At 57.5% G+C, this 23,555-nt stretch carries 21 protein-coding genes; 12 read left to right on the top strand and 9 right to left on the bottom strand.

Annotated elements, in window-relative coordinates; genetic code table 11:
- Nucleotides 1-21 precede the first annotated feature (21 nt).
- Genes lptF through ACHEXK_RS06040 form a run of 5 tightly spaced genes read left to right on the top strand, consistent with a single transcriptional unit; the run spans nt 22 to nt 4,823 of the window.
- Nucleotides 22-1,131: an LPS export ABC transporter permease LptF gene (gene lptF / locus ACHEXK_RS06060; protein ID WP_416548475.1), complete on the top strand. Its 1,110-nt coding sequence runs from the start codon at nt 22-24 to the stop codon at nt 1,129-1,131.
- Nucleotides 1,128-2,234, top strand: a complete 1,107-nt coding sequence (lptG, locus tag ACHEXK_RS06055; protein WP_416548474.1) for an LPS export ABC transporter permease LptG — start codon at nt 1,128-1,130, stop codon at nt 2,232-2,234. Before lptF ends, lptG begins: the two co-directional genes overlap by 4 nt.
- A complete protein-coding gene (locus ACHEXK_RS06050; protein WP_416548473.1) occupies nt 2,231-2,623 on the top strand; it encodes a sirohydrochlorin chelatase in 393 nt (130 codons plus the stop codon). The genes lptG and ACHEXK_RS06050 overlap by 4 nt, the downstream gene beginning before the upstream one ends.
- Before the next feature lie 44 nt (nt 2,624-2,667).
- Complete coding sequence (locus ACHEXK_RS06045; protein ID WP_416548472.1) at nt 2,668-3,609, top strand: CysB family HTH-type transcriptional regulator; 942 nt, start codon at nt 2,668-2,670, stop codon at nt 3,607-3,609.
- 44 nt (nt 3,610-3,653) lie between these two features.
- Nucleotides 3,654-4,823 (top strand): pyridoxal phosphate-dependent aminotransferase, encoded by a 1,170-nt coding sequence (locus ACHEXK_RS06040; protein WP_416548471.1) that lies wholly within the window; start codon nt 3,654-3,656, stop codon nt 4,821-4,823.
- Between the two features lie 95 nt (nt 4,824-4,918).
- Here the strand turns inward: ACHEXK_RS06040 and def are convergent, their stop codons facing one another.
- From def to smc, 4 genes are read right to left on the bottom strand one after another with little or no spacing between them, the layout of a single operon-like run.
- Nucleotides 4,919-5,458, bottom strand: coding sequence for a peptide deformylase (gene def, locus ACHEXK_RS06035; protein WP_416548470.1), 540 nt, complete (start codon nt 5,456-5,458; stop codon nt 4,919-4,921).
- A complete protein-coding gene (ligA, locus tag ACHEXK_RS06030) occupies nt 5,455-7,545 on the bottom strand; it encodes an NAD-dependent DNA ligase LigA (RefSeq protein WP_416548877.1) in 2,091 nt (696 codons plus the stop codon). Before ligA ends, def begins: the two co-directional genes overlap by 4 nt.
- 60 nt (nt 7,546-7,605) lie before the next feature.
- Nucleotides 7,606-8,643, bottom strand: coding sequence for a cell division protein FtsZ (locus tag ACHEXK_RS06025; protein WP_416548469.1), 1,038 nt, complete (start codon nt 8,641-8,643; stop codon nt 7,606-7,608).
- Nucleotides 8,644-8,662: 19 nt separating this feature from the next.
- Nucleotides 8,663-12,190: a chromosome segregation protein SMC gene (gene smc / locus ACHEXK_RS06020; RefSeq protein WP_416548468.1), complete on the bottom strand. Its 3,528-nt coding sequence runs from the start codon at nt 12,188-12,190 to the stop codon at nt 8,663-8,665.
- 181 nt (nt 12,191-12,371) lie between these two features.
- Here smc and dapC point away from each other — a divergent pair, with 181 nt between their 5' ends.
- The 4 genes from dapC (at nt 12,372) to ACHEXK_RS06000 (ending at nt 17,791) form a co-directional block, all read left to right on the top strand.
- Entirely contained in the window at nt 12,372-13,586 is a 1,215-nt protein-coding gene (gene dapC, locus ACHEXK_RS06015; protein ID WP_416548467.1) for a succinyldiaminopimelate transaminase, read from the top strand.
- A gap of 3 nt (nt 13,587-13,589) precedes the next feature.
- A complete protein-coding gene (gene dapE, locus ACHEXK_RS06010) occupies nt 13,590-14,759 on the top strand; it encodes a succinyl-diaminopimelate desuccinylase (protein WP_416548466.1) in 1,170 nt (389 codons plus the stop codon).
- Complete coding sequence (gene prmB, locus ACHEXK_RS06005) at nt 14,756-15,634, top strand: 50S ribosomal protein L3 N(5)-glutamine methyltransferase (protein ID WP_416548465.1); 879 nt, start codon at nt 14,756-14,758, stop codon at nt 15,632-15,634. The genes dapE and prmB overlap by 4 nt, the downstream gene beginning before the upstream one ends.
- A 153-nt stretch (nt 15,635-15,787) precedes the next feature.
- Entirely contained in the window at nt 15,788-17,791 is a 2,004-nt protein-coding gene (locus ACHEXK_RS06000; RefSeq protein WP_416548464.1) for an ABC-F family ATP-binding cassette domain-containing protein, read from the top strand.
- Here ACHEXK_RS06000 and ACHEXK_RS05995 read toward each other — a convergent pair.
- Nucleotides 17,788-18,045 carry a hypothetical protein gene (locus ACHEXK_RS05995; RefSeq protein ID WP_416548463.1) on the bottom strand — a complete coding sequence of 86 codons (258 nt, stop codon included), beginning with the start codon at nt 18,043-18,045 and terminating at the stop codon, nt 17,788-17,790. The two genes, ACHEXK_RS06000 and ACHEXK_RS05995, sit on opposite strands and share 4 nt — an antisense overlap.
- A gap of 44 nt (nt 18,046-18,089) precedes the next feature.
- Here ACHEXK_RS05995 and ACHEXK_RS05990 point away from each other — a divergent pair, with 44 nt between their 5' ends.
- Nucleotides 18,090-18,368 (top strand): hypothetical protein, encoded by a 279-nt coding sequence (locus ACHEXK_RS05990; RefSeq protein ID WP_416548462.1) that lies wholly within the window; start codon nt 18,090-18,092, stop codon nt 18,366-18,368.
- 50 nt (nt 18,369-18,418) lie between these two features.
- On the opposite strand, the gene ACHEXK_RS05985 is transcribed toward ACHEXK_RS05990, so the two are convergent.
- Both ACHEXK_RS05985 and ACHEXK_RS05980 read right to left on the bottom strand, forming a co-directional pair.
- Nucleotides 18,419-18,859: a DUF6641 family protein gene (locus ACHEXK_RS05985; protein ID WP_416548461.1), complete on the bottom strand. Its 441-nt coding sequence runs from the start codon at nt 18,857-18,859 to the stop codon at nt 18,419-18,421.
- 142 nt (nt 18,860-19,001) lie between these two features.
- Nucleotides 19,002-19,247: a hypothetical protein gene (locus ACHEXK_RS05980; RefSeq protein ID WP_416548460.1), complete on the bottom strand. Its 246-nt coding sequence runs from the start codon at nt 19,245-19,247 to the stop codon at nt 19,002-19,004.
- A gap of 1,030 nt (nt 19,248-20,277) precedes the next feature.
- On the opposite strand from ACHEXK_RS05980, the gene ACHEXK_RS05975 reads away from it, so the two are divergent.
- The gene (locus ACHEXK_RS05975) at nt 20,278-20,844 is read left to right on the top strand and encodes a tyrosine-type recombinase/integrase (protein ID WP_416548459.1); all 567 of its coding nucleotides are present in this window, start codon (nt 20,278-20,280) and stop codon (nt 20,842-20,844) included.
- A 62-nt stretch (nt 20,845-20,906) separates the two neighbouring features.
- On the opposite strand, the gene ACHEXK_RS05970 is transcribed toward ACHEXK_RS05975, so the two are convergent.
- Complete coding sequence (locus tag ACHEXK_RS05970) at nt 20,907-21,590, bottom strand: AAA family ATPase (RefSeq protein ID WP_416548458.1); 684 nt, start codon at nt 21,588-21,590, stop codon at nt 20,907-20,909.
- A 56-nt stretch (nt 21,591-21,646) separates the two neighbouring features.
- On the bottom strand, nt 21,647-22,435 hold the full coding sequence (locus tag ACHEXK_RS05965; RefSeq protein ID WP_416548457.1) for a hypothetical protein: 789 nt from the start codon (nt 22,433-22,435) through the stop codon (nt 21,647-21,649).
- Between the two features lie 141 nt (nt 22,436-22,576).
- On the opposite strand from ACHEXK_RS05965, the gene ACHEXK_RS05960 reads away from it, so the two are divergent.
- Complete coding sequence (locus ACHEXK_RS05960) at nt 22,577-23,518, top strand: hypothetical protein (RefSeq protein WP_416548456.1); 942 nt, start codon at nt 22,577-22,579, stop codon at nt 23,516-23,518.
- The last annotated feature ends 37 nt before the right edge of the window (nt 23,519-23,555 follow it).

The raw sequence follows: 23,555 nt of genomic DNA, 5'->3' as shown, positions 1-23,555 counted from the left end.
TCCAGTTTTTCCTTCGTTCCGATGTTATTCCATTCTTCTTTACGCAAAGACCTGGCCCGTAATTTCGGGGCCACGTTGGTGGTCTTGATCACCATTGTGATCACCATCATCTTGATCCGAACATTGGGTCAAGCCAGCCGAGGCAGCGTCAACCCATCCGAAGTTTTGCTGGTGATGGGCTTCAGTGTGCTCAGCCAACTGACCACCATCATCACCTTGAGTTTGTTCATCGCCGTGGTGGCCACTTTATCCAGAATGTACAGCGACAGCGAAATGGTCATTTGGTTTTCCAGTGGTCAGGGTTTGGGGCAGTTTGTCAAACCCTTGTTTGGGTTTGCTTGGCCCATTTTGCTGTTGGTGTGTTTGTTGGCCATTTTTGCTTGGCCATGGGGCAATCAACAAATTCAAGACCTGAAGCAACGCTTTGAAAAGCGCAACGACATCGAACGTGTTTCACCGGGTCAATTTCAAGAATCTTCGGGTGGGCAACGGGTCTTTTTCATTGACAAAGATACACCGGACAACCGCTTCGGTCGCCATGTCTTCATCTCGAGCCAGGAAGGTGACCAGGAAAGTGTCACGACGGCACAACAAGGCCGTATTGAGGTCATCGGCAACGACCGCTTTTTGATCCTGAACAAAGGCCAGCAGTGGCAAACCCACCGCCAAACGGGGCAAACGCAGTTGACCCAATTTGAGGCCTACGAACTGTTGATCGACGACGACGTGAATTGGCCCTCTTCGGCCGCTTCCACACGGCTGTCCCCCACTTGGACCCTGATCCAAAATCCCAACCGCGACAGCTGGGCTGAATTGTCTTGGCGCTTGGGTTTAGGGCTCGCCGGGATCAACTTGTTGCTGATCGCGTTGGCCGTGTCCGCCGTCAACCCCCGTGTGGGACGCAGTTACCATTTGGGTTTGGCCCTGTTTGTATTCATCATCTACTACAACATGCTCAATGTGGGGCAAAGCTGGATCAGCACGGGCCGTGTGGAGTTTTGGCCCTTCATGGGCTTGCTGCATGGCGGAACTTGCGCTATCGCGCTGCTGTGGCTGGCCATTCGCCACTACAACTGGTCCTGGCGTTTCCTGTTGCCCAAGCGTCTCAGCCCCATCCAGGAAGTCGCATGAAAACCGTTCGTCGATTGCTGCATGGTGAAATCAGTCGGGCGGTTGGCTTCGTGTTGATGGGCTTTCTGGCTTTGTTTTTGTTTTTTGACGTGGTCGAGGAATTGCAAAATTTGGCCAATTTGGCGAGCCAAGGCTACCAATTGCACCATGCACTTTGGTATGTGGCTCTCAAAACCCCTGCTCACATTTATGAACTGCTGCCCATTTCTGTGCTGATTGGTTGCATTTTTGTCATGGCGCGTTTGGCGCAAAGTTCCGAGTTCACGATCCTTCGAACGGGCGGATTGGCCCCCTTGAAGGCTTTAAGCACCCTGCTCCAATTGGGCTCGGTTTTTGTGCTGGCAACTTTTTTACTCGGCGATTACGTGGCACCTTGGGCCGATCGCCAAGGGGTGCTGATCAAGGCCCGCTTTCAAGGCAACTTGACGGTGGGGCGCACGGGTGCATGGCTCAAAGAAAGGCAGCTTGAGCGTCACTTTGCCGTGAACGTGCGCAGCTTTGACGGCATCAGCCACATGCAAAACGTCCGAATCCATGAATTCAATGAAGATGGCCAATTGCTGACCATCACATCCGCACCCCAAGCCGAGATCGCAGAGGGCAAGTGGGTGCTGCGTGAGGCAGAGGAAAAATCCATCAAAACCCAAGGCGCCAACCCAACAACCCAATACCTTTACAAGCAGCACGGCCAATTGGTTTGGCCCACCGGCATCAATGCCGAAATGCTGGCGGCTGCCGTGCTCAGCCCTGAGCGCATGCGCACCTGGGATTTGTTCCATTACATGCGGCACCTGTCGAGCAACAACCAAAACGCCCAGCGCTACGAAATCGAGTTCTGGCGCAAGGTCTTTTATCCCCTGAGCTGTTTGGTGATGTTGGTGTTGGCTCTGCCATTTGCTTATTTGCATTTTCGCTCGGGCCAAATTGCCGGCCATGTCTTCGGTGGTGTGCTGGCCGGCATCAGTTTCGCGCTGCTGAACAACCTGTTCAGCTTTGCGGGCAATTTGCAAAACTGGCAACCTTGGATCACGGCGGCTGCACCGTCTTTGATCTACAGCGCGATTTCTTTGTTGGGTTTTTGGTGGATGGTGTTACGACGATGACTGCTGACTTGACCCCCGAAACGGGCGTGATTTTGTTCGCCCATGGCTCTCGAGATCCCCTGTGGCGTCTGCCCATAGACGCTGTGGCCACCGAGATGTCCCGGCAGTGGCCCGACCTGTCGGTGGCCTGCGCTTTTTTGGAATTGACCCCCCCCGACTTGCCCACGACGGTTGAGCAGCTGATGAGGCTGGGCAAGACACACCTGCGCATCGTGCCCATGTTTTTGGGTGTGGGTCGGCACGCTCGTGAAGATTTGCCGAACTTGGTGTCTGACTTGGAGAGGGCTTATCCTCAGGTGCATTTTGAATTGTTGCCCTCCATCGGTGAACACCCTGCCATGACCCATCTGATGGCACAAATCGCAGCCCAAGCACCTCAGCAAGCATAGACCAGATACCGCATAATGGCGCAAGTTAATATGGCATATATTGTATGAACTTGCACCAGTTTCGTTTTGTCCAAGAGGCCGCTCGGCGCAACCTGAACCTCACAGAAACCGCCAAGGCTTTGCACACCTCACAGCCGGGGGTCTCCAAGGCCATCATTGAGTTGGAGGAGGAACTGGGCATAGAAATTTTTGCGCGCCACGGCAAACGACTCAAACGCATCACCGAGCCTGGCCAGCATGTGTTGCAAAGTATTGAGCTGATCATGCGCGAAGTGGGTAACTTGCGCAAAATCGGTGACCAGTACAGTGCACAAGACAACGGCACTTTGTCCATCGCCACCACACACACCCAAGCACGCTATGTGCTGCCTTTGCCGGTTGCCAAGTTGCGCGACAAATACCCCAAGGTCAACATCAGCCTGCACCAAGGCGCACCGGACCAAGTGGCCAAAATGCTGTTGGACGACACCGCCGAGATTGGGATTGCGACCGAGTCCTTGTCGGCCTATGAAGATTTGGTCACCTTGCCTTGTTATGAATGGCAGCACGTGTTGGTGCTGCCTTTGGATCACCCTTTGGCCCGCAAAGAGCATTTGTCGCTGGAAGACATCGCCAATGAGCCCCTCATCACCTACCACCCGTCGTTCACGGGCCGTGGGCGCATTGACCAAGCCTTTGCAGCCAAAAAATTGCACCCGCGAATTGCCCTCGAAGCCATCGATTCGGATGTCATCAAAACCTATGTCCGCTTGGGCTTGGGCATTGGCATCGTGGCGGAAATGGCTGTGCAGGACGACCCGATCAAAGAATTGGCCATTCGCCCTCTCGGGTCATTGCTGGGCAACAATGTGGCGCGCGTGGCCTTCAAGCGAGGGGCTTACCTGCGTCAATTTGTCTACCAATTCGCAGAACTCTTGAGCGATCGACTGACCGCCCCACTGATCAGCAAGGCCATGACAGGTCATGTCAACGATTACGAACTGTGAGCGCACCCCGCTGCGCTTTGGACTCCATTTCCATCACCAACACCATGAACGCTCGCACACCAAGCCTTGTCTCCAAAGCGCCCCACATGGGCACCACCATTTTCACCGTCATGTCGGCACTGGCTACCGAAAAAAATGCGGTCAACTTGGGCCAAGGTTTCCCAGATTTCCCATGTGATTCCAAGCTGCTGGATTTGGTCAATGACGCCATGCGTGAAGGCCTGAATCAATACCCGCCCATGACCGGTGTGGCGCCGCTGCGCGAGGTGGTATCGCGCAAAATTGAGACCCTGTATGGTCGCCACTATGACCCTGTGAGCGAGATCACCGTCACCGCTGGCGCCACCCAAGCCATCCTGACCATCGTCCTGGCCATCGTTCATCCAGGCGACGAAGTGATTGTGCTGGAGCCTTGCTACGACAGCTATGTGCCCAACATCGAATTGGCCGGTGGCGTGGTCGTTCGTGTGCCACTCACGCCGGGCAGCTTCCGCCCGGACTTCGACAAAATCCGCGCTGCGATCACCCCCCAAACACGGGCCATCTTGATCAACTCACCGCACAACCCCAGCGGCATGATTTGGTCCAAACAAGACATGCTGACCCTGCAAGAGATCTTGGCCCCGACCCACATCGTGCTCATCAGCGACGAGGTTTACGAGCACATGGTTTACGCGCCCAACCAACATTGGAGCGCCGCCCACTTTGACGGCTTGGCCGCTCGGGCCTTCATCGTTTCAAGTTTTGGCAAAAGCTTCCACGTCACGGGATGGAAAATTGGCACGGTTGCAGCACCGGCGGCCTACACCGCTGAATTTCGCAAAGTGCACCAGTTCAATGTCTTCACCGTCAACACCCCGATGCAACACGCCCTGGCGCGTTTCATGGCCAACCCAGCCCCTTACATGGAACTGCCCGCTTTTTACCAACGCAAGCGTGACCTGTTTCGGCAAGGACTGGCGCAAACCCATTTCAAGCTCTTGCCCGGCGAGGGCACCTACTTTCAATGTGTCGAGATGTCGGGGCTGCAAGTGCCCGAGAAAAACCTGAGTGATGCCGATTTTTGCAAATGGCTGACCACCGACATCGGTGTCGCGGCCATTCCGCTTTCTGCCTTTTACGGCAATGGCTTTGACCAGAAAGTCATCCGTTTTTGCTTCGCCAAAAAAGACGAAACATTGAAACTGGCGCTGGAGAAGCTCGCCAAGCTGTGAGTTGTCTGGCGCGCTGAGATGTCGGGCGCTGTGAGTTTGTAGGCGCCCCGCCCTCGCAGCGAAGGCGCGGTGCGACGCCTAGGGCCAGAGCGGCTTCAATCGTCTTCCGCCGCGCTGATGCCCGGGAACAGCACTTCGGTAAAACCAAACTGCGTGAAGTCGCGCACCCGCATGGGAAAAAGCTTGCCGATCAAATGGTCGCATTCGTGCTGCACCACCAGGGCGTGAAAGCCTTCCACGGTGCGGTCAAGGGGCTGACCTCTTTCGTTAAACCCCGTGTAGCGAACGCGAGAACAGCGGGGCACCAGGGCGCGCAGTCCTGGCACCGACAGGCAACCTTCCCAGGCTTGCGCTTCATCGCTGCCCATCGGCGTGATGACCGGGTTGATGAGCACAGTGGGCGGCACCAGTTCACGATCGGGGTATCGCGGGTTGACGCGGGTGCTGCCAAAAATCACCACCTGCAGGTTCACGCCGATTTGCGGCGCTGCAATGCCCGCGCCGTTGGCCGCAGCCATGGTGTCGCGCAGATCGGCCAGCAGCGCATGCAGCTCAGGCGTGTCAAAGGCCAGCACAGGCTCGGCCATTCGCAGCAAACGGGCATCGCCCATTTTCAATATTTCACGCACGGTCATGGTTTTTCTCCTTTGAGCAACACAGACAAGCCGGCATCGTCCAAGACAGGAACGCCCAGCGTTTGCGCCTTCTCGAGCTTGCTGCCCGCCTCGGCCCCGGCCACCACGTAATGGGTCTTTTTGCTCACAGAGCTGGCCACTTTAGCGCCCAAGGCTTCCAGTTTTTCCTTGGCCTCGTCCCGGCCCATGCTTTGCAAGGTCCCGGTCAATACCACCGTGATGCCGGTCAGAGGCATCTCGGTTGGGGCCAGTGCATCGCCCTCGGGCCAAGTCACGCCGGCATCGCGCAGTGCCTGCACCACTTCACGGTGATGCGGCTGGGCAAAAAAAGTATGGATGCTGTGCGCCACCACAGGGCCCACATCGGCCACTTGAAGCAAAGCATCTTCGCTGGCAGCCATGACAGCGTCAAGTTGACCGAAGTGGCGTGCCAGCTCTTTGGCAGTGGCCTCGCCCACATGGCGAATGCCCAAGCTGAACAAAAATCGGCCCAGGGTGGTGCTTTTGGATTTTTCCAGCGCATCGAGCAGATTGATCGCCGACTTTTCGGCCATGCGCTCCATGCCGGCCAGCGTCTCCAGTTTCAGGTGGTACAGGTCAGCCAATGTATGGACATGCCCCGCATCCACCAACTGGTCCACCAACTTGTCGCCCAAGCCATCCACGTCCATCGCCCGGCGGTGTGCAAAGTGCCAAATGGCTTGCTTGCGCTGAGCACTGCAAAACAGCCCGCCTGTGCATCGGTGATCGGCCTCGCCCTCCTCCCGCTCGACCAGACTGCCGCACACGGGGCAATGGGACACCATGGTGAACTGTGGCGCATCGGGCGGGCGGCGGTCCAAGACCACCGACACCACCTCAGGGATCACATCGCCCGCGCGGCGCACGATGACGGTGTCGCCCACCCGCACATCCTTGCGGCGCGCTTCGAGTTCGTTGTGCAGTGTGGCATTGGTCACGGTGACGCCACCAACGAACACCGGGGCCAGCTTGGCCACTGGCGTGAGCTTGCCGGTGCGACCGACTTGCACGTCAATGGCCAGCACGCTCGTCATTTCTTCTTGCGCGGGATATTTGTGCGCAACAGCCCAACGCGGCTCTCGGGTCACAAAACCCAAACGGGCTTGCAACGCCAAGTCATTGACTTTGTAGACCACACCGTCAATGTCATAAGGCAGGGTGTCACGTTCAGCCGCAATGCGCTGGTGAAAGGCCACCAAGCCAGCGGCGCCTTGCACGCAAGCGGTTTGCTCGGCCACCGGGAAGCCCCAGGCTTTGAGTTGCATGAGCATGTCGTGATGGGAGGCCCACTGCGGGCCACCCGCGCTGGCTGGGGTGATGTCGCCCAGGCCATAGGCAAAAAAGCTCAAGGGACGTTCAGCGGCGATGCCCGAGTCGAGCTGACGAACAGCGCCGGCAGCCGCATTGCGCGGGTTGACAAAGGTTTTTTCACCCTTGGTGCCTGCGGCGATGCGCTGACGTTGTCGCTCATTCAGCGCCTCGAAGTGGTCCCGCCGCATGTAGACTTCACCGCGGACTTCGAGCACGGTGGGCGCATCGCTGGGCAAGCGCAAAGGGATTTGACCAATGGTGCGGATGTTGGCGGTGACCTCTTCACCGCTTTCACCATCGCCCCGGGTGGCGGCTTGCACCAAAGTGCCCGCTTCATAGCGCAAGCTCATGGCCAGACCGTCAAACTTCAACTCGCCCACATAAACCACGGGTGCATCGGTGCTGGTCAGACCCAGCTCTTTGCGGATGCGCATGTCAAAAGCCTCAGCCCCGCTGGCTTGGGTGTCGGTTTCGGTGCGAATGCTGAGCATGGGCACGCGGTGCGTGACCTGCGCAAAGCCGTCGAGTACCGCCCCACCCACACGCTGGGTGGGTGAATCGGGTCGCATCAGCTCGGGGTGCGCGCACTCCAGCGACTGCAACTCGCGAAACAGCCGGTCGTATTCGGCATCGGGAATTTCGGGCGCATCCAGCGTGTGGTACGCGTAGGCATGGTGGTGCAAAAGGCCGCGCAGTTCAGCGGCGCGCTCAGAAGGCTCCTGCGAAACGGTCGCGAAGAGGTGCGCCTGTACCATCGGCTCTCCCGGTGGCCCATCGCCAAAGAGGTCCGGGTGCGTCATGTGGTGCGAACTGGTTCAGGAAAACAGGCGACGGGCCTGGGCCGAACCGGCAGACAACTCACGCGTGGCCAATGCGTCGTAGAGTTGCTGCAGGTCACTTGCGATCTGGTCCAGCACCTCATCACCCAGGATTTGCCCGTTGCCATCGGTGACCACACCATCCATGTGCTCTGCCAACAAGCGAGCACATTCGCGCAAACGTTCAAAGGGGCGGTCTTCGCGGTCGATTTGGGGCACATCGAGACTGAGCGTGAACTCTCTGATGGCCGACAAGGCCGGGTCATCGGCCATGGCGGCTTGGGTGTCAAAGGTCAAGGACAAAATGGGCGGCAAACCGACAACAGCTGCAGGCATCACCATGCGACCCGGGATCACCCCGGCCACAAACCCCAAACGGGCGGCGTGCTGCTGGATATAACCAGGGCTCCAAGCCGATGCCCTGGCGCACAAGGTGAAGCTCAATTGCGCATCGTGGGCGCTGGCAAATTGGTCCAACTCGCGCGCACGCGCCACTTCCTCCAGCATGTCACTGAAAATGGCGCTGCCACTGACCGCATCGGCAAACGCCTGTGTTTTGACCACAAACTCAGAAAATTCGATGTTGTTCAGTGCCCCCACCCGGTTGGCCAATTGCACCCCTGCCTGGAAAGCGGAATAACGACGGCCTGCCGCCAAAGCCTCCCATTCCCCGCTTTCTTCAGTGCAGCCTTCCACGTGAAATGGTTTGGTGCCCACACGACGGGTGGAAGGCAATGCGGCCAAAGCCGCATCGCCGGAGACGGGGTGGTCGACCTCAATGGTGGCGATCACATCGATCAAAGCATCCAGCTGGGGTTTGCGCTCAGGTTGGGGCAAGCGTGCAAAGTCGTCGCCCAACACCGGTTCAATCTGCTCTGCGGGGTCTGAAAAGCTGCCGTCAGCTTCTCCCGAAGGTTCAATTTGAGGCTCGGCTTGTTTGGGCGCGTTCTTGCGCGATGTCCAGTAATTGAACAGCACCACAGCGCCCAGGGTGAAAGCGCCGACGCCGGCCAAACTCAACTGCAACGAACTCATTGATTCCAACATAAGGTCCTCAGGTCAGGTCGGCCATGGAAACGGCAGACTCCATGTCCACCGCCACGATGCGCGAAACACCCTGTTCTTGCATGGTCACGCCGATCAACTGCTCCGCCATTTCCATGGCGATTTTGTTGTGGCTGATGAACAGGAACTGGGTCTCTTTGCCCATGCCCGCCACCAACTTGGCATAGCGCTCGGTGTTGGCGTCGTCCAGCGGCGCGTCCACCTCGTCGAGCAAGCAAAACGGTGCGGGATTGAGCTGAAAAATGGCGAACACCAGCGCGATGGCCGTAAGGGCTTTTTCGCCACCCGACAGCAAATGGATCGTCTGGTTTTTCTTGCCAGGCGGCTGGGCCAACACTTGCACTCCCGCGTCCAAGATCTCATCGCCCGTCATCACCAGACGGGCATTCCCTCCGCCAAAAAGCTCGGGAAACATGCGGCTGAAGTGCTCATTGACAATCTTGAAGGTGCCACCCAGCAACTCGCGGGTTTCGGCGTCGATTTTGCGGATCGCGTCTTCCAAGGTGTTCATGGCATCGGTCAAGTCAGCGCACTGCGAGTCGAGAAACACCTTGCGCTCGCGCGAGGTCGTCAGCTCTTCCAGCGCAGCCAGGTTGACAGGGCCCAGGGCCGTGATTTCACGGTGGATGCGGTCGATCTCGCTTTGCAGACCCGTCACCCGCACCTGACCGACTTCGATGGACTGGGCCACCGCCTCCAGATCGGCTTGGGCGTCTGCCAGCAGCTGGGCGTATTGTTCAAGACCGAGCCGAGCAGCTTGCTCTTTGAGCTGCAAATCGGTGATGCGCTGGCGCAAAGGTTCCAGTTCGCGTTCAAAACCCACGCGGCGCTCATCGCTGGCCCGCAGTTTGGCGGTCAGCTCGTCGTAGGCGCTGCGGCACGCGCCCAGGGCTTGCTCGCGCTCGAGTTTGAGGGCCAGCACATGTTGCAAACCGGCTTGAGCGGCGGCATCGGTCAGGCGGCTGAGTTCATCGCGGGCCCGCTGCATTTCGGCATCAATGTTCCTGACCTGCTGCTGCGCCGTTTCAATTGTGCGTTGCAGCTCAGCCCGGCGGGCATCCAAACTGCGCTGGGAAAACTGGGCTTCTTGGGTGCGCCGCTCCAAGCTGCGCTGCTGCTCACGGCATTCGGCCAATTTGCGCTCCGCCTCAATGACGCGCTCATCGAGCTGCGCATGGCGCTCTTGCGTATCGGCCAGCTGCATGTCCAGCTCTTCAAAACGGGCTTCGGCCGTGACGCGGCGCTCTTGCAGCTCATCCAGCAAGGCCTCGACTTCGGCCAAATCGTTGTTGATCTGCTCGCTGCGGGCGCGGGTTTGCGCGACCAGCTGCGACAAACGCAAGGTCTCGACTTGCAGCTCGTGCGTGCGCGACTGGCTGTCACTGGCTTCGCGGCGAACCGCGATGAGGCGCTGAGAGGCATCGGCATAAGCCGCTTCGGCGCGAACCAGAGCGCTTCGGCTCTCTTCAGAAATCAGGACCTGCGCACGCAGCTGCTTGTCCACGTTTTCGATCTCTTGGGCACGGCCGAGCAAACCGGCCTGCTCAGAGTCTGGCGCGTAAAACGCCACACTGTTGACTTGAACCGCATGTCCCGCCTGCACCAACAGGGTTTCACCCGCTTGCAATTGGCTTCGCCAAGCCAGCGCGTCCTCCAAAGTGGGCGCTGTATAGCAGCCTTGCAGCCAGTCGGCCAAGAGGGCCAACAAACCCGCATCGTGCACACGCAGCCAATCCACCAAAGGCTTGCAACCGGCCGGCATGGCACTGCGCGGCACGGCCTGGGCCGCCAGCGGCGGGCTGAAAAAGCTCAATTTGGCAGGTGGCGCATCGTTGGCAAACGCACGCACCATCTCCAGGCGCGAAACTTCCAAAGCAGACAACCGCTCGCGCAAGGCCGCTTCAAGGGCGTTTTCCCAGCCCGGTTCGATGTGGATACGGCTCCACAACCCTTCAAGCCCCTCCATCCCATGCTTGGACAGCCAGGGTATGAGCTTGCCATCGGTGCGCACTTTTTCTTGCAGGGCTTTGAGCGCCTCGATGCGGGCGCTCAGATCGGCCAGTTTGGACGACTCTTGGTTCACGGCACTTTGGCGAATGCGCCGCTCTTCGTCCAGGGCAGGCACCTGCTCTTGCAGCGCTTGCAGCCGGGCTTCGGCCTCGGCACAGTGGCCCTCGGCCACGGTCAGTTGTTCTTGCAGCTGGCTCAGCCGGGCCTCGTCGGGCGCGGCCAAGGCATTGCGCTCACTCAACAGCCGTTCTCGGCGGTTGTCCAGCTGGCGCGATTGTTCTTCAACGTTGCGCTGGTCAGCGGCCAGCACGCCAATTTGTTGCTGCACTTGCACCACGGTGGCGCGTTGGGCCGTGGCCTCGTTTTGGGCTTTGCGCAGGGCTTCTTCCAAATCGGGCAGCGCCATGGCCTGATCTTCCATTTGCGCGGCCAACGTCATGCTCTGGTCTTCGGCCATGGCGGCCTGCTCGGACAGGGTTTCCAGCTCGGCTTGGGCATCCTGGCTGCGCGTGCCCCATTCGGCAGTCTGCGCCATCAGCTGTTGCAAGCGCTGCTCGGCACGCTGACGCCCTTCAACGACAAAGCGGATCTCGGCCTCCAGACGGCCCACTTCGGCGCTGGCCTCGTACAAGGCCCCTTGCGCCTGGTTGACCTGGTCACCGGCCGCGTAATGCGCCTGACGGATGGTCTCCAGATCGGCCTCGACGTGGCGCAAATCGGCCATGCGGGACTCCAGCGCATTCACCGCCTGGTCCACGTCCGATTTCATGCGGCCTTGGTCGGCCTCGGCATCGCGGCGCTTCAAAAACCACAGCTGGTGCTGTTTCAGCGTGCTGTCGGCTTGCAAGGTGTTGTAGCGCTGGGCCACTTCGGCCTGTTTTTCGAGTTTTTCCAGGTTCGCGTTCAGCTCGCGCAGGATGTCGTCCACCCGGGTCAGGTTTTCGCGGGTATCAGACAGGCGGTTTTCGGTCTCGCGGCGGCGCTCTTTGTATTTGGAAACGCCTGCGGCTTCTTCCAGAAACAAGCGCAACTCTTCAGGGCGCGACTCAATGATGCGGCTAATCGTCCCTTGCCCGATGATGGCGTAAGCGCGTGGGCCGAGGCCGGTGCCCAAAAACACGTCTTGCACGTCGCGGCGGCGCACGGGCTGGTTGTTGATGTAGTAACTGCTGTTGCCGTCGCGGGTCAGCACGCGCTTGACAGCGATCTCAGCAAACTGGCCCCATTGGCCACCTGCGCGGTGGTCTTCGTTGCTGAACACCAGCTCGACGCTCGCGCGGCTAGCGGGTTTGCGCGTGGTGGTGCCGTTAAAGATGACGTCCTGCATGGACTCGCCGCGCAACTCAGACGCCTTGGACTCACCCAACACCCAACGCACCGCGTCCATGATGTTGGATTTGCCACACCCGTTGGGGCCAACCACGCCCACCAGTTGCCCAGGCAGCAGAAAGTTGGTGGGTTCGGCAAACGATTTGAAACCCGAAAGCTTGATGGAATTGAGGCGCACGGCAGTGTCGAATCGGTATCAAATCGGTTGTAAATCAGCGCAATGGGCCAGCATGAATCGGCCAACACCCTGCAAAACGTCAATGTTAACTGACAGGAGTGACAAAATGACCCGATTCCCGTCCTCAGAGGATCAAAAGCCTTCCTGGTGAATGGGCACGGCCATCCCGGATAATCACGGCATGAACCCCCTTCTCGCCAAGCTGCAACCCTATCCTTTTGAACGGCTCAAGCAGCTGTTCGCCAGCGTCACGCCCAACCCAGCCCTGCGCCACATCAGCTTGGGCATTGGTGAACCCAAGCACGCCACGCCTGCGTTCATCCAAGAAACGCTCAAGGCTTCGGTGGCCAATGGCCTCTCGGCTTACCCGGCGACAGCAGGCGAGCCCAGCCTGCGCAAAGCCTGCGCTGCTTGGCTTCAAACCCGTTACCGCCTGAACCTGGACCCGCTCACTCAGGTGTTGCCGGTGAACGGCTCGCGCGAAGCCCTGTTTGCCCTGACGCAAACCATCATCGACCCGGCCCGGCCCGGTGCCACCGTGGTCAGTCCCAACCCCTTCTACCAAATCTACGAAGGCGCGGCTTTGTTGTCCGGCGCCACGCCTTACTACGTGCCCAGCGACCCAAGGCGTAACTTTGCCAACGACTGGGACAGTGTGCCCACCGAAGTGTGGGCCCGCACCCAGCTTTTGTTTGTTTGCTCGCCCGGCAATCCCACCGGCGCGGTGATGCCCCTGTCGGAGTGGGACAAACTGTTCACCCTGTCGGACCAGCACGGTTTTGTGATCGCGTCGGACGAGTGCTACAGCGAGATTTATTTCCGCGAGGAAGCGCCTTTGGGTGGCCTGGAAGCGGCGCACCAGCTGGGCCGCACCGACTTCAAACGCCTCATCGCCTTCACCAGCCTTTCCAAACGCAGCAATGTGCCTGGCTTGCGCAGCGGTTTTGTGGCCGGTGACGCCGCCATCATCCAGCAATTCCTGCTCTACCGCACCTACCATGGCAGCGCCATGAGCCCGGTGGTGCAAGCGGCCAGCGTGGCCGCCTGGGGCGACGAAGCCCATGTGGTGGACAACCGCAACCAGTACCGAACCAAGTTCGCCCAGGTCACGCCCGTGCTGGCCGAAGTGCTGGACGTGAAATTGCCCGACGCCAGCTTTTACCTGTGGGCCGGTGTGCCTGCGGGATGGCAAGGCGACGACGCTGCGTTTGCCCAAGCGCTTTATGAAGCCGAACACGTGACCGTACTGCCCGGCAGCTACTTGGCGCGTGAATTCAACGGCAGCAACCCCGGCCAAGGCCGCATCCGCATGGCGCTGGTCGCCGAAACGGCGGAGTGCCTGGAAGCGGCCGAGCGCATCGCCCGCTTTGTGCGTGCCCACCCGAACAAAATCTGAGCCATGAACGCCACCACCTGTCACGACACACTTCGCTTGGCCGAGCAGCTGATCTCGCGCCCCTCTGTCACGCCTGAAGATGCAGGGTGCCTGGACCTGATCAGCGCGGCCTTAGAGCCCCTGGGCTTTGACTGCGAGTTCATGGACGCAGGACCCAGCGATTGCCGTGTGCGCAACCTGTGGGCCAAACGCACGGGCACCTCGGGCCAAACCCTGGCCTTTGCTGGGCACACCGACGTGGTGCCCACGGGGCCGCTCGCGCAATGGGACAGCGATCCCTTCACCCCCACCCACAAGGACGGCAAGCTGTTCGGGCGCGGCGCAAGCGACATGAAAACCTCGCTGGCGGCCATGGTGGTCGCGGTGCAGGAATTTTTGGCGGCCAACCCCAATCCAGCTTTGGGCCTCGCCTTTTTGCTGACCAGCGACGAAGAGGGCCCGGCGCTCGACGGCACCGTGGTCGTGTGTGAAAAGCTCCAGGCCCGTGGCGACGCGCCGCAGTTCTGCATTGTGGGCGAGCCCACGTCGGTGCAACAAACCGGCGACATGATCAAAAACGGCCGACGCGGCACCCTGAGCGGCAAGCTCACCGTGAAGGGCGTGCAAGGCCACATCGCCTACCCGCACCTGGCCGACAACCCGATCCACCGCCTTGCGCCTGCGTTGGCCGATCTGGTGGCCATCCGCTGGGACGAAGGCAACGCCTTCTTCCCGCCCACCAGCTGGCAAGTGAGCAACATCCACGCCGGCACGGGTGCAAGCAACGTGATTCCGGGCGACTGCGTGGTGGACTTCAACTTTCGCTTTTGCACCGAATCCACGCCCGAAAGCCTACAGCAGCGCCTGCAAGCGGTGCTCGACCAGCATGGCCTGAAGTACGAACTCAAATGGACACTGGGTGGCCGCCCCTTCCTCACCACGCCCGGTACTTTGGTCAAGGCGATTGAACAAGCCATCACCGACGAAACCGGTTTGAAAACCGAGCTGTCCACCACAGGCGGCACCAGCGACGGCCGCTTCATCGCGCAAATCTGCCCCCAGGTGATCGAGTTTGGCCCACCCAACGCGACCATCCACAAAGTGAATGAGCATGTGGCGCTGAGCGACATCGCGCCGCTCAAAAACATCTACCGCCGCACCTTGGAACAACTCAACGCAGGTCTTAAGGCATGAGCGCCATGACCCTGCCCGCGCTGATCGAACAAGCGGCGAAGCGGCTGGATGCTGCTGGCGTGGCCTTTGGCCATGGCACCCAAAGCGCTTTTGACGAAGCCGTCTGGCTGGTGCTCTGGCGCTTGGGCCTGCCTCTGGACACCGATCTGGATGAAATGGCCGATCAAACCGTGGGCGCCGAGCAGCAAGCCGCTTGCGCTGCGCTGATCGAGGAGCGCATCACCACCCGCAAACCCGCGGCCTACCTCACCCGTGAGGCCTGGCTGCAGGGCGTGTCGTTTTACATCGACGAGCGGGCCATCGTGCCGCGCAGCCTGATCGCCGAAGTGCTGGCCGACGGCACCATCGACGCTTGGCTGAGCGATCAAACCCAACAGGTGCTGGACCTGTGCACCGGCAACGGCAGCTTGGCCGTCTTGGCCGCATTGGCCTGGCCCGAGGTGCAAGTGACTGGGGCCGATATTTCTGACGATGCGCTGGCCGTGGCCGCCATCAATGTGGCCCGCCACGAACTGGGTGAGCGCGTGACACTGGTGCACAGCGACGGCCTGTCTGACCTGACTGGCCCATATGACTTGATCGTGTGCAACCCGCCCTATGTGTGCCAAGCCAGCATGGACGCGCTGCCCGCCGAGTACCGCGCTGAGCCAGAACTGGCGCTGGCTGGCGGCCAGGACGGCATGGACTTTGTGCGCCAGCTTCTTCAGACTGCACCTTCTCGCATGAGCGAAGACGCGGTCTTGGTTTTGGAAATTGGCAACGAGGTGGAACACTTCATCACGGCCTTTCCCGAGCTCGAAGTCGCTTGGTTAGACACCAGCGCGGGCGATGACCAAGTCTTGCTGATCACCCGCCAAGCCTTGCTGTCTCTTTGAAAGCCTGTGGCAGCGCTTGGGCAGGTCAAAACTTTCAGCACGCCATCTCACTGTCACCCACTTCGGCGAAAATGGCGGGTTACGCCCTTTGACATCAGCCCTCCAGCTGACTGAGCCTTCTATTGCCGGTCCCTGTCCGGTCACTGCTTTTTCATGATCAACCTCAAAAACGTCACCCTCCGCCGAGGCACCAAGGTGCTGCTGGACCAAGCTTCGGTCACCCTCAACCCTGGAGAAAAAGTCGGTCTGGTCGGGCGCAATGGTGCCGGCAAATCCACCCTGTTTGCGCTGTTCAACGGCAGCTTGACCGAAGACGGAGGGGACTTCGAGATGCCGCGTCAGTGGCGCATGGGTCAAGTGGCACAAAACATGCCCGAAACCGATCAACCTGCATCGGACTTTGTGCTGGAAGGCGACACCCGCTTGGCCGACTTGCGCCAACGCTTGGCGGTGGCCGAAGCCAGTGGCGACGGCATGGAGATGGCGCACGTGTACACCGACCTTGCCGATGCGGGTGACCATGATGCCCTGCCCCGTGCCGAGGCCTTGATTCTCGGTCTGGGCTTTCGGGTGGATGAGCTGAACAACCCGGTCAACAGTTTTTCGGGCGGTTGGCGCATGCGCTTGCAATTGGCGCGTGCCCTGATGTGTCCCTCGGACATTCTGATTTTGGATGAACCCACCAACCACTTGGACCTGGATGCCTTGGTCTGGCTGGAAGCCTGGTTGCAGCGCTACACGGGCACCATGATCGTGATCAGCCACGACCGTGAGTTTTTGGATGCGGTCACCAACGTCACGCTGCACATCGACCAGGCCAAACTGACGCGTTACGGCAGCAATTACAGCGGCTTCGAAATTTTGCGCGCCCAGCAAATGGAGCTGCAACAAGCCTCTTTTGCCAAGCAGCAAGACAAAATTGCCCACCTGCAAAAGTTCATCAACCGTTTCAAAGCGCAGGCCAGCAAAGCCAAGCAGGCGCAAAGCCGCGTCAAAGCCCTCGAGCGCATGGAAAAAGTGGCGCCACTGCTGGCCGACGCGGAGTTCACATTCGGCTTCAAAGAGCCCAACAACCTGCCCAATCCCATGCTGGCCATCAGCGAGGCCAGCTTTGGGTATCGGGTCGACGGCGAGCCCAAGACCATTGTGCAAGGGGTCAGCAAGTCCGTACTGGCCGGTCAGCGCATCGGCATTTTGGGCGCCAACGGTCAAGGCAAGTCCACCTTGGTCAAGACCATTGCCCGCACCATGCCGCAGCTGACAGGCACGCTCACCGAGGGCAAAGGCCTGAACATCGGTTACTTTGCCCAGCAAGAACTCGATGTGCTGCACCCGCTTGACAACCCGCTGGAGCACATGGTTCGCTTGGCCAAAGAGCTGGGCCCGGGCAGTGGCGAGCCCAGCCGCGAACAAGATCTGCGCAACTACTTGGGCACGTTCAACTTCACAGGTGACATGGTCAAGCAGGCTGTGGGCACCATGAGCGGCGGCGAAAAAGCCCGACTCGTGTTGGCCATGATCGTTTGGCAACGTCCCAATTTGCTGCTGCTGGACGAACCCACCAACCACTTGGATTTGGCGACACGGGAGGCCCTGTCGATGGCGCTCAACGAATTCGAAGGCACCGTCATGCTGGTCAGCCACGACCGCGCCCTGTTGCGTGCCGTGTGCGACGAGTTCTGGATGGTGGGCCGGGGCAAGGTCGAGCCCTTTGACGGCGACTTGGACGACTACCAGAAGTATTTGCTGGAAGAATCCAAGCGCCTGCGTGAAGTGGCCAAAAACTCGGCCCGCGAGACGCTCACGCCGACGCAGTCCTTAGCGTCAGAACCCATGCCCATGCCGGCGATTCAAACCACGCCAGCCAGCCCACCTGCCCCCAGCCTGAGCAGCGCAGAACAGCGCAAACTCGATGCCCAAAAACGCCAGCAACTGGCCGCCCAAACCCGGCCCCTCAAGCGCGAGTTGGCGCAAAACGAACAACGCATGGCAAGCATCGAAACCGAGAAGAGCCAGTGGGAACAGCGCTTGTCGACAGCCACCTCTCCTTCGGACATGGCGGACGCCGGCAGGCGCTTGAAAGCATTGGCCGATGAGGTGGCCAGACTGGAAGAGCGCTGGCTCGAGCTGACTCAGCAGCTGGAAGCCACCGTTTAAGACTTGGGACGCCCCACGACCGACCAACCCACATGTTGGTTGGCTTTGTTGTTTTCATATTCCCAAGCGGTGCCACAGCGGTCACAACGGTAAGCGGTGATTGTTGCTTGCCCCGTTTCTCGCTGCTCTTTGCGGTTGGCACCTTGCACCAGCTCGGCATGGCCGGGTGCTCGCCGCCAGTTTTGTTGAATGCCCGAACAAGGCTCACACAAAGCCAGAGGCGTGGTTTCATGGGATGGGGTGGAAGGGGTCATCAACGGTCTTTCGAAGGAAGAACAGGGCCACCTTGTACGCGACCATGAAAAAAGCACTTTGTACCGAAGTACAAAGTGCTTTTTTGCTTTTTCTGGTGGGACCAGCGGGGGTCGAACCCACGACAAACGGATTAAAAGTGCTTAACTCTGTACCACTATTCACAACATTATCAACGAATTTCAGCGTAGATAAAAAGTGGTGTGCGAGTTTTTGCGTTGTTTGTACCGCTGGAAAAAAGCAAACTTTGCTACAGGGTATTTTAGCTCGTCCAAACATCACAGCCGCCATAAATTCACTCCATATTCGATGTGCGAGTATTTAAGCAACCCAACTCGTCAGCAAAGACGTAGTGATGCTCCAAAACGCTGCAAGTTATTTTGAAAAACCAGCACGAAGCTTGTTGGACGCTGCATCAATTGAACCGTCCAGCTCCCCTGCCAACACTGCTGTTTTGATAATTTCCAGTGTGGGCACAAGCTCCTTCTCGCTGGCAAGTTCTACGGCGTATTTGCCCTTTGCCAATTCAAGCAATCGTGCGCCATAACGGACGCTCAGTGCCAGCTTGCCATTTTCTGCAACGAACCACCACTGCTTGACCCGCTTGGCTACTTCCACTTGCTTGCGCAGTCCAGTTGCAGGGTCGACGATAGTGCGAAATTTGGTGGGTGCGAACTGTGTGCCCGCTTGCTGTGCTTTTGCCAGCTCTGCTTGTTCCCAAAGCCGCTTTGCCAACTTGTTTCTGCGCAGCTGAACTGCGGGCATGTGTGTAAGTTTGACAGCTGTGCTCAGCTTGAGAGTTGCAAGGGTTGCCATGTGCTTTTCCTTTCAGTTGTTGATAAAGCACAGACAATTTTGTGATCTTTTGAGGAAACGGACGACCTGAAACCCGCAAAGATGGCGGGACATTGGTTGTACATGACACGAGGTGCCGTGCCGCATGACGCTTAACGTCCAGTTACGGGACGATGGTTGTGTCTCTGGGAGGATGCCGCGCTGCAGTCACTGCCTTCTGAGCCTTGCTGAGCTTTTGGCGCTGGCGTTCTGCTGTGAGTGCATCTGCAGCCCTGTCCTTGTTGGCTTGGAGGCTGTCCAGACGCAGCTGCTCTGGTGTTTTTGGCTTGGTCACCACCTCATGTATTTGCATATGTGTATTTATGCCAAATAACACCAAGGAAAAATGCTGGTCTTGTTTGGCACGCATAAATAAATGGCATGCAGCAGCAAAGGAAAACTGTTGCAGCGCCCACAACTACCGAAACAAGAGCCGCGTCACTCAGTTGCCATGACGCCCACAAACTGGACAACGGTGTCGCAGGGATGGAAGATTTGAGCGGTAGCAAAGATTTGTCGAAATCACTCTCCACCAGTGACGTTATGGTTTGCCACCTATTACAGACAAAGCACAAATGACGGCACAAAGACGATTGAACAGATGTTCTCTGCGTCACGAGCAAGCCCTGCTTACACAGCACCTTGCAAACCCTGCACACAGTTGGCACTTGAGCTGTGTGCAGCAGTTGCGTTTCAATAACAGCAGCATGTAAAAGGAGACCGCGAAACCGCCCTTACCCGTTGGGTTGTGCTCAAGTGCTGTGGTCACGAACTCATCGAAAGTCCGTAGCCCATGACTGAGCCTGTTTGCAAGGCTCAGTGTGGGTTGAATCTATCGAATATCCCTCGTGCAATACATGTTGAACTCTTTGAAAGGTTGAGAGATTGGATTTCGAGAAACAGGTGATGAGCAGATCATGAGCGACAGCGAATGAGATCTGCGACAGCACAAGCGAGCATAGCTCGCTTCCACAGTGACACAGGCATGTGTGCGGCAATCACTTGGTAAATGGCATGTCACGTGTGAAGTGACCACACCCAAATGACCGCTGCGCCAGCAGCACTGTTTTGCTGGCGCAGCTGTCAGCACGTAAATGCCCGCACCTCAAATCCGCGCTGTGCGCAGCGATCACGCCAGCCCCAGCACCCCAAGTAGCTGGCACCCAGCAAAAACGCTGCAGCGCTGTTTTATGCAATCGCTGGCGAGATGTAGCGCAGATCCCACACCGTGCACACAGCACTGCTTAAATACAGCACCAAATGAAAACACGATTTGATTTACCACGTTGAAATCATTGAGGATTTTTGTCCTGCCATTTTTTCGGGATATTGGTCGCGCAAAAACATCAAACCAAACACACTAAAAGGACTGCAACGATTTGGAAAACACCACAAACATCATGAGCCAAGCCAAAACACTGACCCCTGCAGAAATCCAACAAGTGCTGGACTACATCGCCTCACGCAGCTGCGCCATGCGCAATAGAGTGATGTTTTTGACAGGGCTATGGTCAGGCATGAGGGTCGGCGAGCTTTCAAGTCTCTCAGTGGGCGATGTGCGCAACACAGACGGCAGCGTACGTGCAGAAATACGCCTCACAGCAGAGCAGACCAAGGGACGACATCCGCGCACAGTGTTTCTGCCGCAGAAACTGCGCGATGAGTTGCGAGTGTATTTCGACATGCGTGGCATGGTGCCTGCCACCAATCCGCTGTTCATCACTGCGGGGCGCAAGCGCTTCAGCGCCAACGTGATGGCGCAGCACTTTCACTACCTGTTCAAACGTGCGGGCATTGCTGGAGCGTCAAGCCACTCGATGCGCAGAAGTTTCATTACCAACTTGGCAAACAAAGGAATTTCCGTTCGTGTGCTCGCAGAAATTTCTGGGCACCGTAGTATCTCAGTTACCCAAAAATATATCGACGTCAACGATGACATGAAACGCAACGCAGTGGAAATGGTTTGATCCAATAAAAAAGCCCCGCAAGTTGCCTTGCGGGGCTGATCGTCCAGTAACGGGACGATGGATCAAATGACTTTGAGCACTGGTGCAGGGGCTGCTTTCCATGCAGGAAATGGCAGACCACTATTGCGCAAGAATATCAACTCATCTGCTTTTTTGAAGTACTTGCGAAAGTCCATCAAGTGCTCTACTTGCTTCAAATAGTGCAGCACTTGCGCATCTGCCAGTGACAACCCCTCTGACTTTAGTGCGTATTGCACACGCTGCAATGCTTGAACTGCTGCAATACCTGCCATTTCTATCATGTCAAAGCGTGAGCGAATGGCACGCTCAATCGACATGGGATTGTTTGTGGTGATGATCGCCATCACATCATCTCCACACGCATCCAGTGCAGTCCAAAACTTGCTCACCCCTTTTTTTGCAGTGTCAAACTCGTTGAGCACAATGAAGTGTTTGCCACTGGTGGTGAGTCGCGCCATTGAACACGCTGCCTTCATGTGGTCCTTGAGCTTGGTCATGCCCAGCAACTCATCCATGTCTTTGCTTTCAAGTTGTGCATCTGTTCCACCAATAGATTCCGCCAACAGTTTTGCCACTGTGGTTTTGCCAGTGCCATTGGGTCCATGCAGCATCACATGCCCTTCCAGTTGCCCATCCGCATATGCTTTGATGCGAAGTTCCGCTGCAGTGCTGGGGTAGATCACCTCGTTGAGGTTGGTGGGAGCGTATTTTTTTTCTGTTTTCATTTTCTTTTCCTTGTTAGTTGCACAGTTGGGCAGGGTCAAGCACCCTGCCCTTGTGTTCAGGCATTTGCCACCATTGCAACTTGCTCGTCGTTAGCAGCCAACAAATCACTGCTTTCTTGTTGCACCTGTTTGCCCAACTCTTTGTCTGCGGCTGCGGCTTCCACTTGCGCTTTAGCCATGCGCAAGATCAAGGCATTCAACAATGCGTCATTGATATCACTGAGCGAACCCACAATATCCACACCGCCATTCACATTAGGCTTGACCAGCAATACGGCGTGCTTGCCTGTCAGTCCATTCAGTCCCACGTGAGCCAAAGGCTGGAGAGTGTTCAGCTCAATCTCGCCATTGACAGCCACAGTCGCTGCTTTAACTGCCTCTTGTTTGGCAATAGCAGCAGGTTTTTTAACCATCAAGCGCTTGATCTCTTCAATGCCACCTTCACCCACCACCCAAGCAGGAAAACCTGCAGCCTCAATACCATGAGATACAGCTGCTGCCAGCACGTAGCCATAGCCTTGAGCCCGCTTTCGGTCGCTGTTGAAAACAAATCGCGCCAGCATTGTCAACGTTGTGGATGTTTTGACCACACGCACGTTGTCTGCCTGTAGACGCTCGATCAAGCTTCGGCGCAGTGCTTTTTGATCATCCAAGCTGCCCTTGACGAAACGGGCGTTGTAAACATCCAAGCAATCTGCCAGCAAGGCGTACAAGCCGTCGTTGGCTTTTTTGTAGTCAGTAGCTTCCCACTCTTTGCGACGAACAGACAGAACGTCCAGTTGCTGGACGATGGAATTGGCGAAAGCCAGGTTGTCTGCGGACAGGGTTTTTGCTGCGTTGCTCATAGGGTTCTCCTTTGGTTGAGCTTTGGGATACAGCTTTCAGGCAACTCGCCGTTTGTTTGCTGCATCCACAACCTGAATTTTCCGCAGATATCAGATAATATGCCTTTACTAATATTTAAACGTTAACAGTAAAAAATTCATATGGATCAACAAGATACAGAGCAAGTTTTTAAAGGCATGCGTCGCTTCAAGTACGTACGTCCAGATGTACTGTTGGATGACGCCAAGCAGAGTCCCTACTTTTGGTGGTGGGCGTATCTGCGGCTCAGCAAAGATTACTGGTGGGTGTGCCAACTCAAGGGCAAGGCTGATGATCCAAGACTGCGCTCCATGTATCGCGACTTTGGCGATGTATTCGCCATGCCGTTTGAGGATTGGTGGCGCAAACAAGGAAACGATTTGTTTGCTGAACGCATTGCGCCACCAGAAGTGCGTGAGCTTGATCGCATCAACATGCGATTGAGCCCTGGCATGTCATCGCACCTTTTGCTGGAAATCCCGCTCAACTTGACTGAAGCCACCATCATCAAACAGGTCAAGAAGATGTTGCGCAATCACCCATCACGCGAAGTAGAACGACGCAGCAGTGCCAGGCGACCACTAGCCAAGTTCACGGGCATACGCAAAGATCTGCTGCAAATTGCCCACGTAACGTGGCAAATGCACTGGCAATCACGCGATCTCAGTCAAACGTACAAGATTGGGCAGGTACAGGGCAGCAAAAGCCTGTACCAAATAGGAAAGGAACTGCGGCTGGTCAGAACCTGCATGCCCGTGGTCACTGATAACGCTGAACGTGCTGCCAAGCGTGTGAATGGCATGAAGGTGGCAGTGTCAAGAATGTTGGCACGGGCGAACTATCTCGCTCAGAATGCCGCTGTTGGAACATTCCCAAGCGTTCAGCCCATGACTCAACCCATTGTCTGGCGCTCAGCTCAACAGCAGCGAATGGAAGAAGCTGTAGCTGCTGAAGAATGGCGACCGCTGTTTGGATCAGATGAAATTATAAACCACCTAGAGAAACAGGATCAAAAGCTCATTGACGCCAACGTCCCGTTACTAGACGATGACTTGCTAATCTGATACAGAGCTAGCTAGCGTTGCTATTGTTTAAAAATGC

It is taken from the genome of Limnohabitans sp. DCL3 (assembly GCF_048019295.1).
GTDB lineage: Bacteria > Pseudomonadota > Gammaproteobacteria > Burkholderiales > Burkholderiaceae_C > Limnohabitans_A.
This window is presented reverse-complemented; position numbering and strand designations above follow the sequence as displayed.

What these genes read in the sequence shown, in the direction of transcription:
- ligA (WP_416548877.1), bottom strand. Translation starts at nt 7,545, where the DNA reads ATGGTACAGGCGCACCTCTTCGCGACCGTTTCGCAGGAGCCTTCTGAG.
- ACHEXK_RS06040 (WP_416548471.1), top strand. Translation starts at nt 3,654, where the DNA reads ATGAACGCTCGCACACCAAGCCTTGTCTCCAAAGCGCCCCACATGGGC.
- ACHEXK_RS06045 (WP_416548472.1), top strand. Translation starts at nt 2,668, where the DNA reads ATGAACTTGCACCAGTTTCGTTTTGTCCAAGAGGCCGCTCGGCGCAAC.
- ACHEXK_RS05970 (WP_416548458.1), bottom strand. Translation starts at nt 21,590, where the DNA reads ATGAAAACAGAAAAAAAATACGCTCCCACCAACCTCAACGAGGTGATC.
- lptG (WP_416548474.1), top strand. Translation starts at nt 1,128, where the DNA reads ATGAAAACCGTTCGTCGATTGCTGCATGGTGAAATCAGTCGGGCGGTT.
- ACHEXK_RS06050 (WP_416548473.1), top strand. Translation starts at nt 2,231, where the DNA reads ATGACTGCTGACTTGACCCCCGAAACGGGCGTGATTTTGTTCGCCCAT.
- ACHEXK_RS05965 (WP_416548457.1), bottom strand. Translation starts at nt 22,435, where the DNA reads ATGAGCAACGCAGCAAAAACCCTGTCCGCAGACAACCTGGCTTTCGCC.
- ACHEXK_RS05995 (WP_416548463.1), bottom strand. Translation starts at nt 18,045, where the DNA reads ATGACCCCTTCCACCCCATCCCATGAAACCACGCCTCTGGCTTTGTGT.
- prmB (WP_416548465.1), top strand. Translation starts at nt 14,756, where the DNA reads ATGAGCGCCATGACCCTGCCCGCGCTGATCGAACAAGCGGCGAAGCGG.
- dapC (WP_416548467.1), top strand. Translation starts at nt 12,372, where the DNA reads ATGAACCCCCTTCTCGCCAAGCTGCAACCCTATCCTTTTGAACGGCTC.
- def (WP_416548470.1), bottom strand. Translation starts at nt 5,458, where the DNA reads ATGACCGTGCGTGAAATATTGAAAATGGGCGATGCCCGTTTGCTGCGA.
- ACHEXK_RS05960 (WP_416548456.1), top strand. Translation starts at nt 22,577, where the DNA reads ATGGATCAACAAGATACAGAGCAAGTTTTTAAAGGCATGCGTCGCTTC.
- ACHEXK_RS05985 (WP_416548461.1), bottom strand. Translation starts at nt 18,859, where the DNA reads ATGGCAACCCTTGCAACTCTCAAGCTGAGCACAGCTGTCAAACTTACA.
- ACHEXK_RS05980 (WP_416548460.1), bottom strand. Translation starts at nt 19,247, where the DNA reads ATGCGTGCCAAACAAGACCAGCATTTTTCCTTGGTGTTATTTGGCATA.
- lptF (WP_416548475.1), top strand. Translation starts at nt 22, where the DNA reads ATGTTATTCCATTCTTCTTTACGCAAAGACCTGGCCCGTAATTTCGGG.
- dapE (WP_416548466.1), top strand. Translation starts at nt 13,590, where the DNA reads ATGAACGCCACCACCTGTCACGACACACTTCGCTTGGCCGAGCAGCTG.
- ACHEXK_RS06025 (WP_416548469.1), bottom strand. Translation starts at nt 8,643, where the DNA reads ATGAGTTCGTTGCAGTTGAGTTTGGCCGGCGTCGGCGCTTTCACCCTG.
- ACHEXK_RS06000 (WP_416548464.1), top strand. Translation starts at nt 15,788, where the DNA reads ATGATCAACCTCAAAAACGTCACCCTCCGCCGAGGCACCAAGGTGCTG.
- ACHEXK_RS05975 (WP_416548459.1), top strand. Translation starts at nt 20,278, where the DNA reads ATGAGCCAAGCCAAAACACTGACCCCTGCAGAAATCCAACAAGTGCTG.
- ACHEXK_RS05990 (WP_416548462.1), top strand. Translation starts at nt 18,090, where the DNA reads ATGAAAAAAGCACTTTGTACCGAAGTACAAAGTGCTTTTTTGCTTTTT.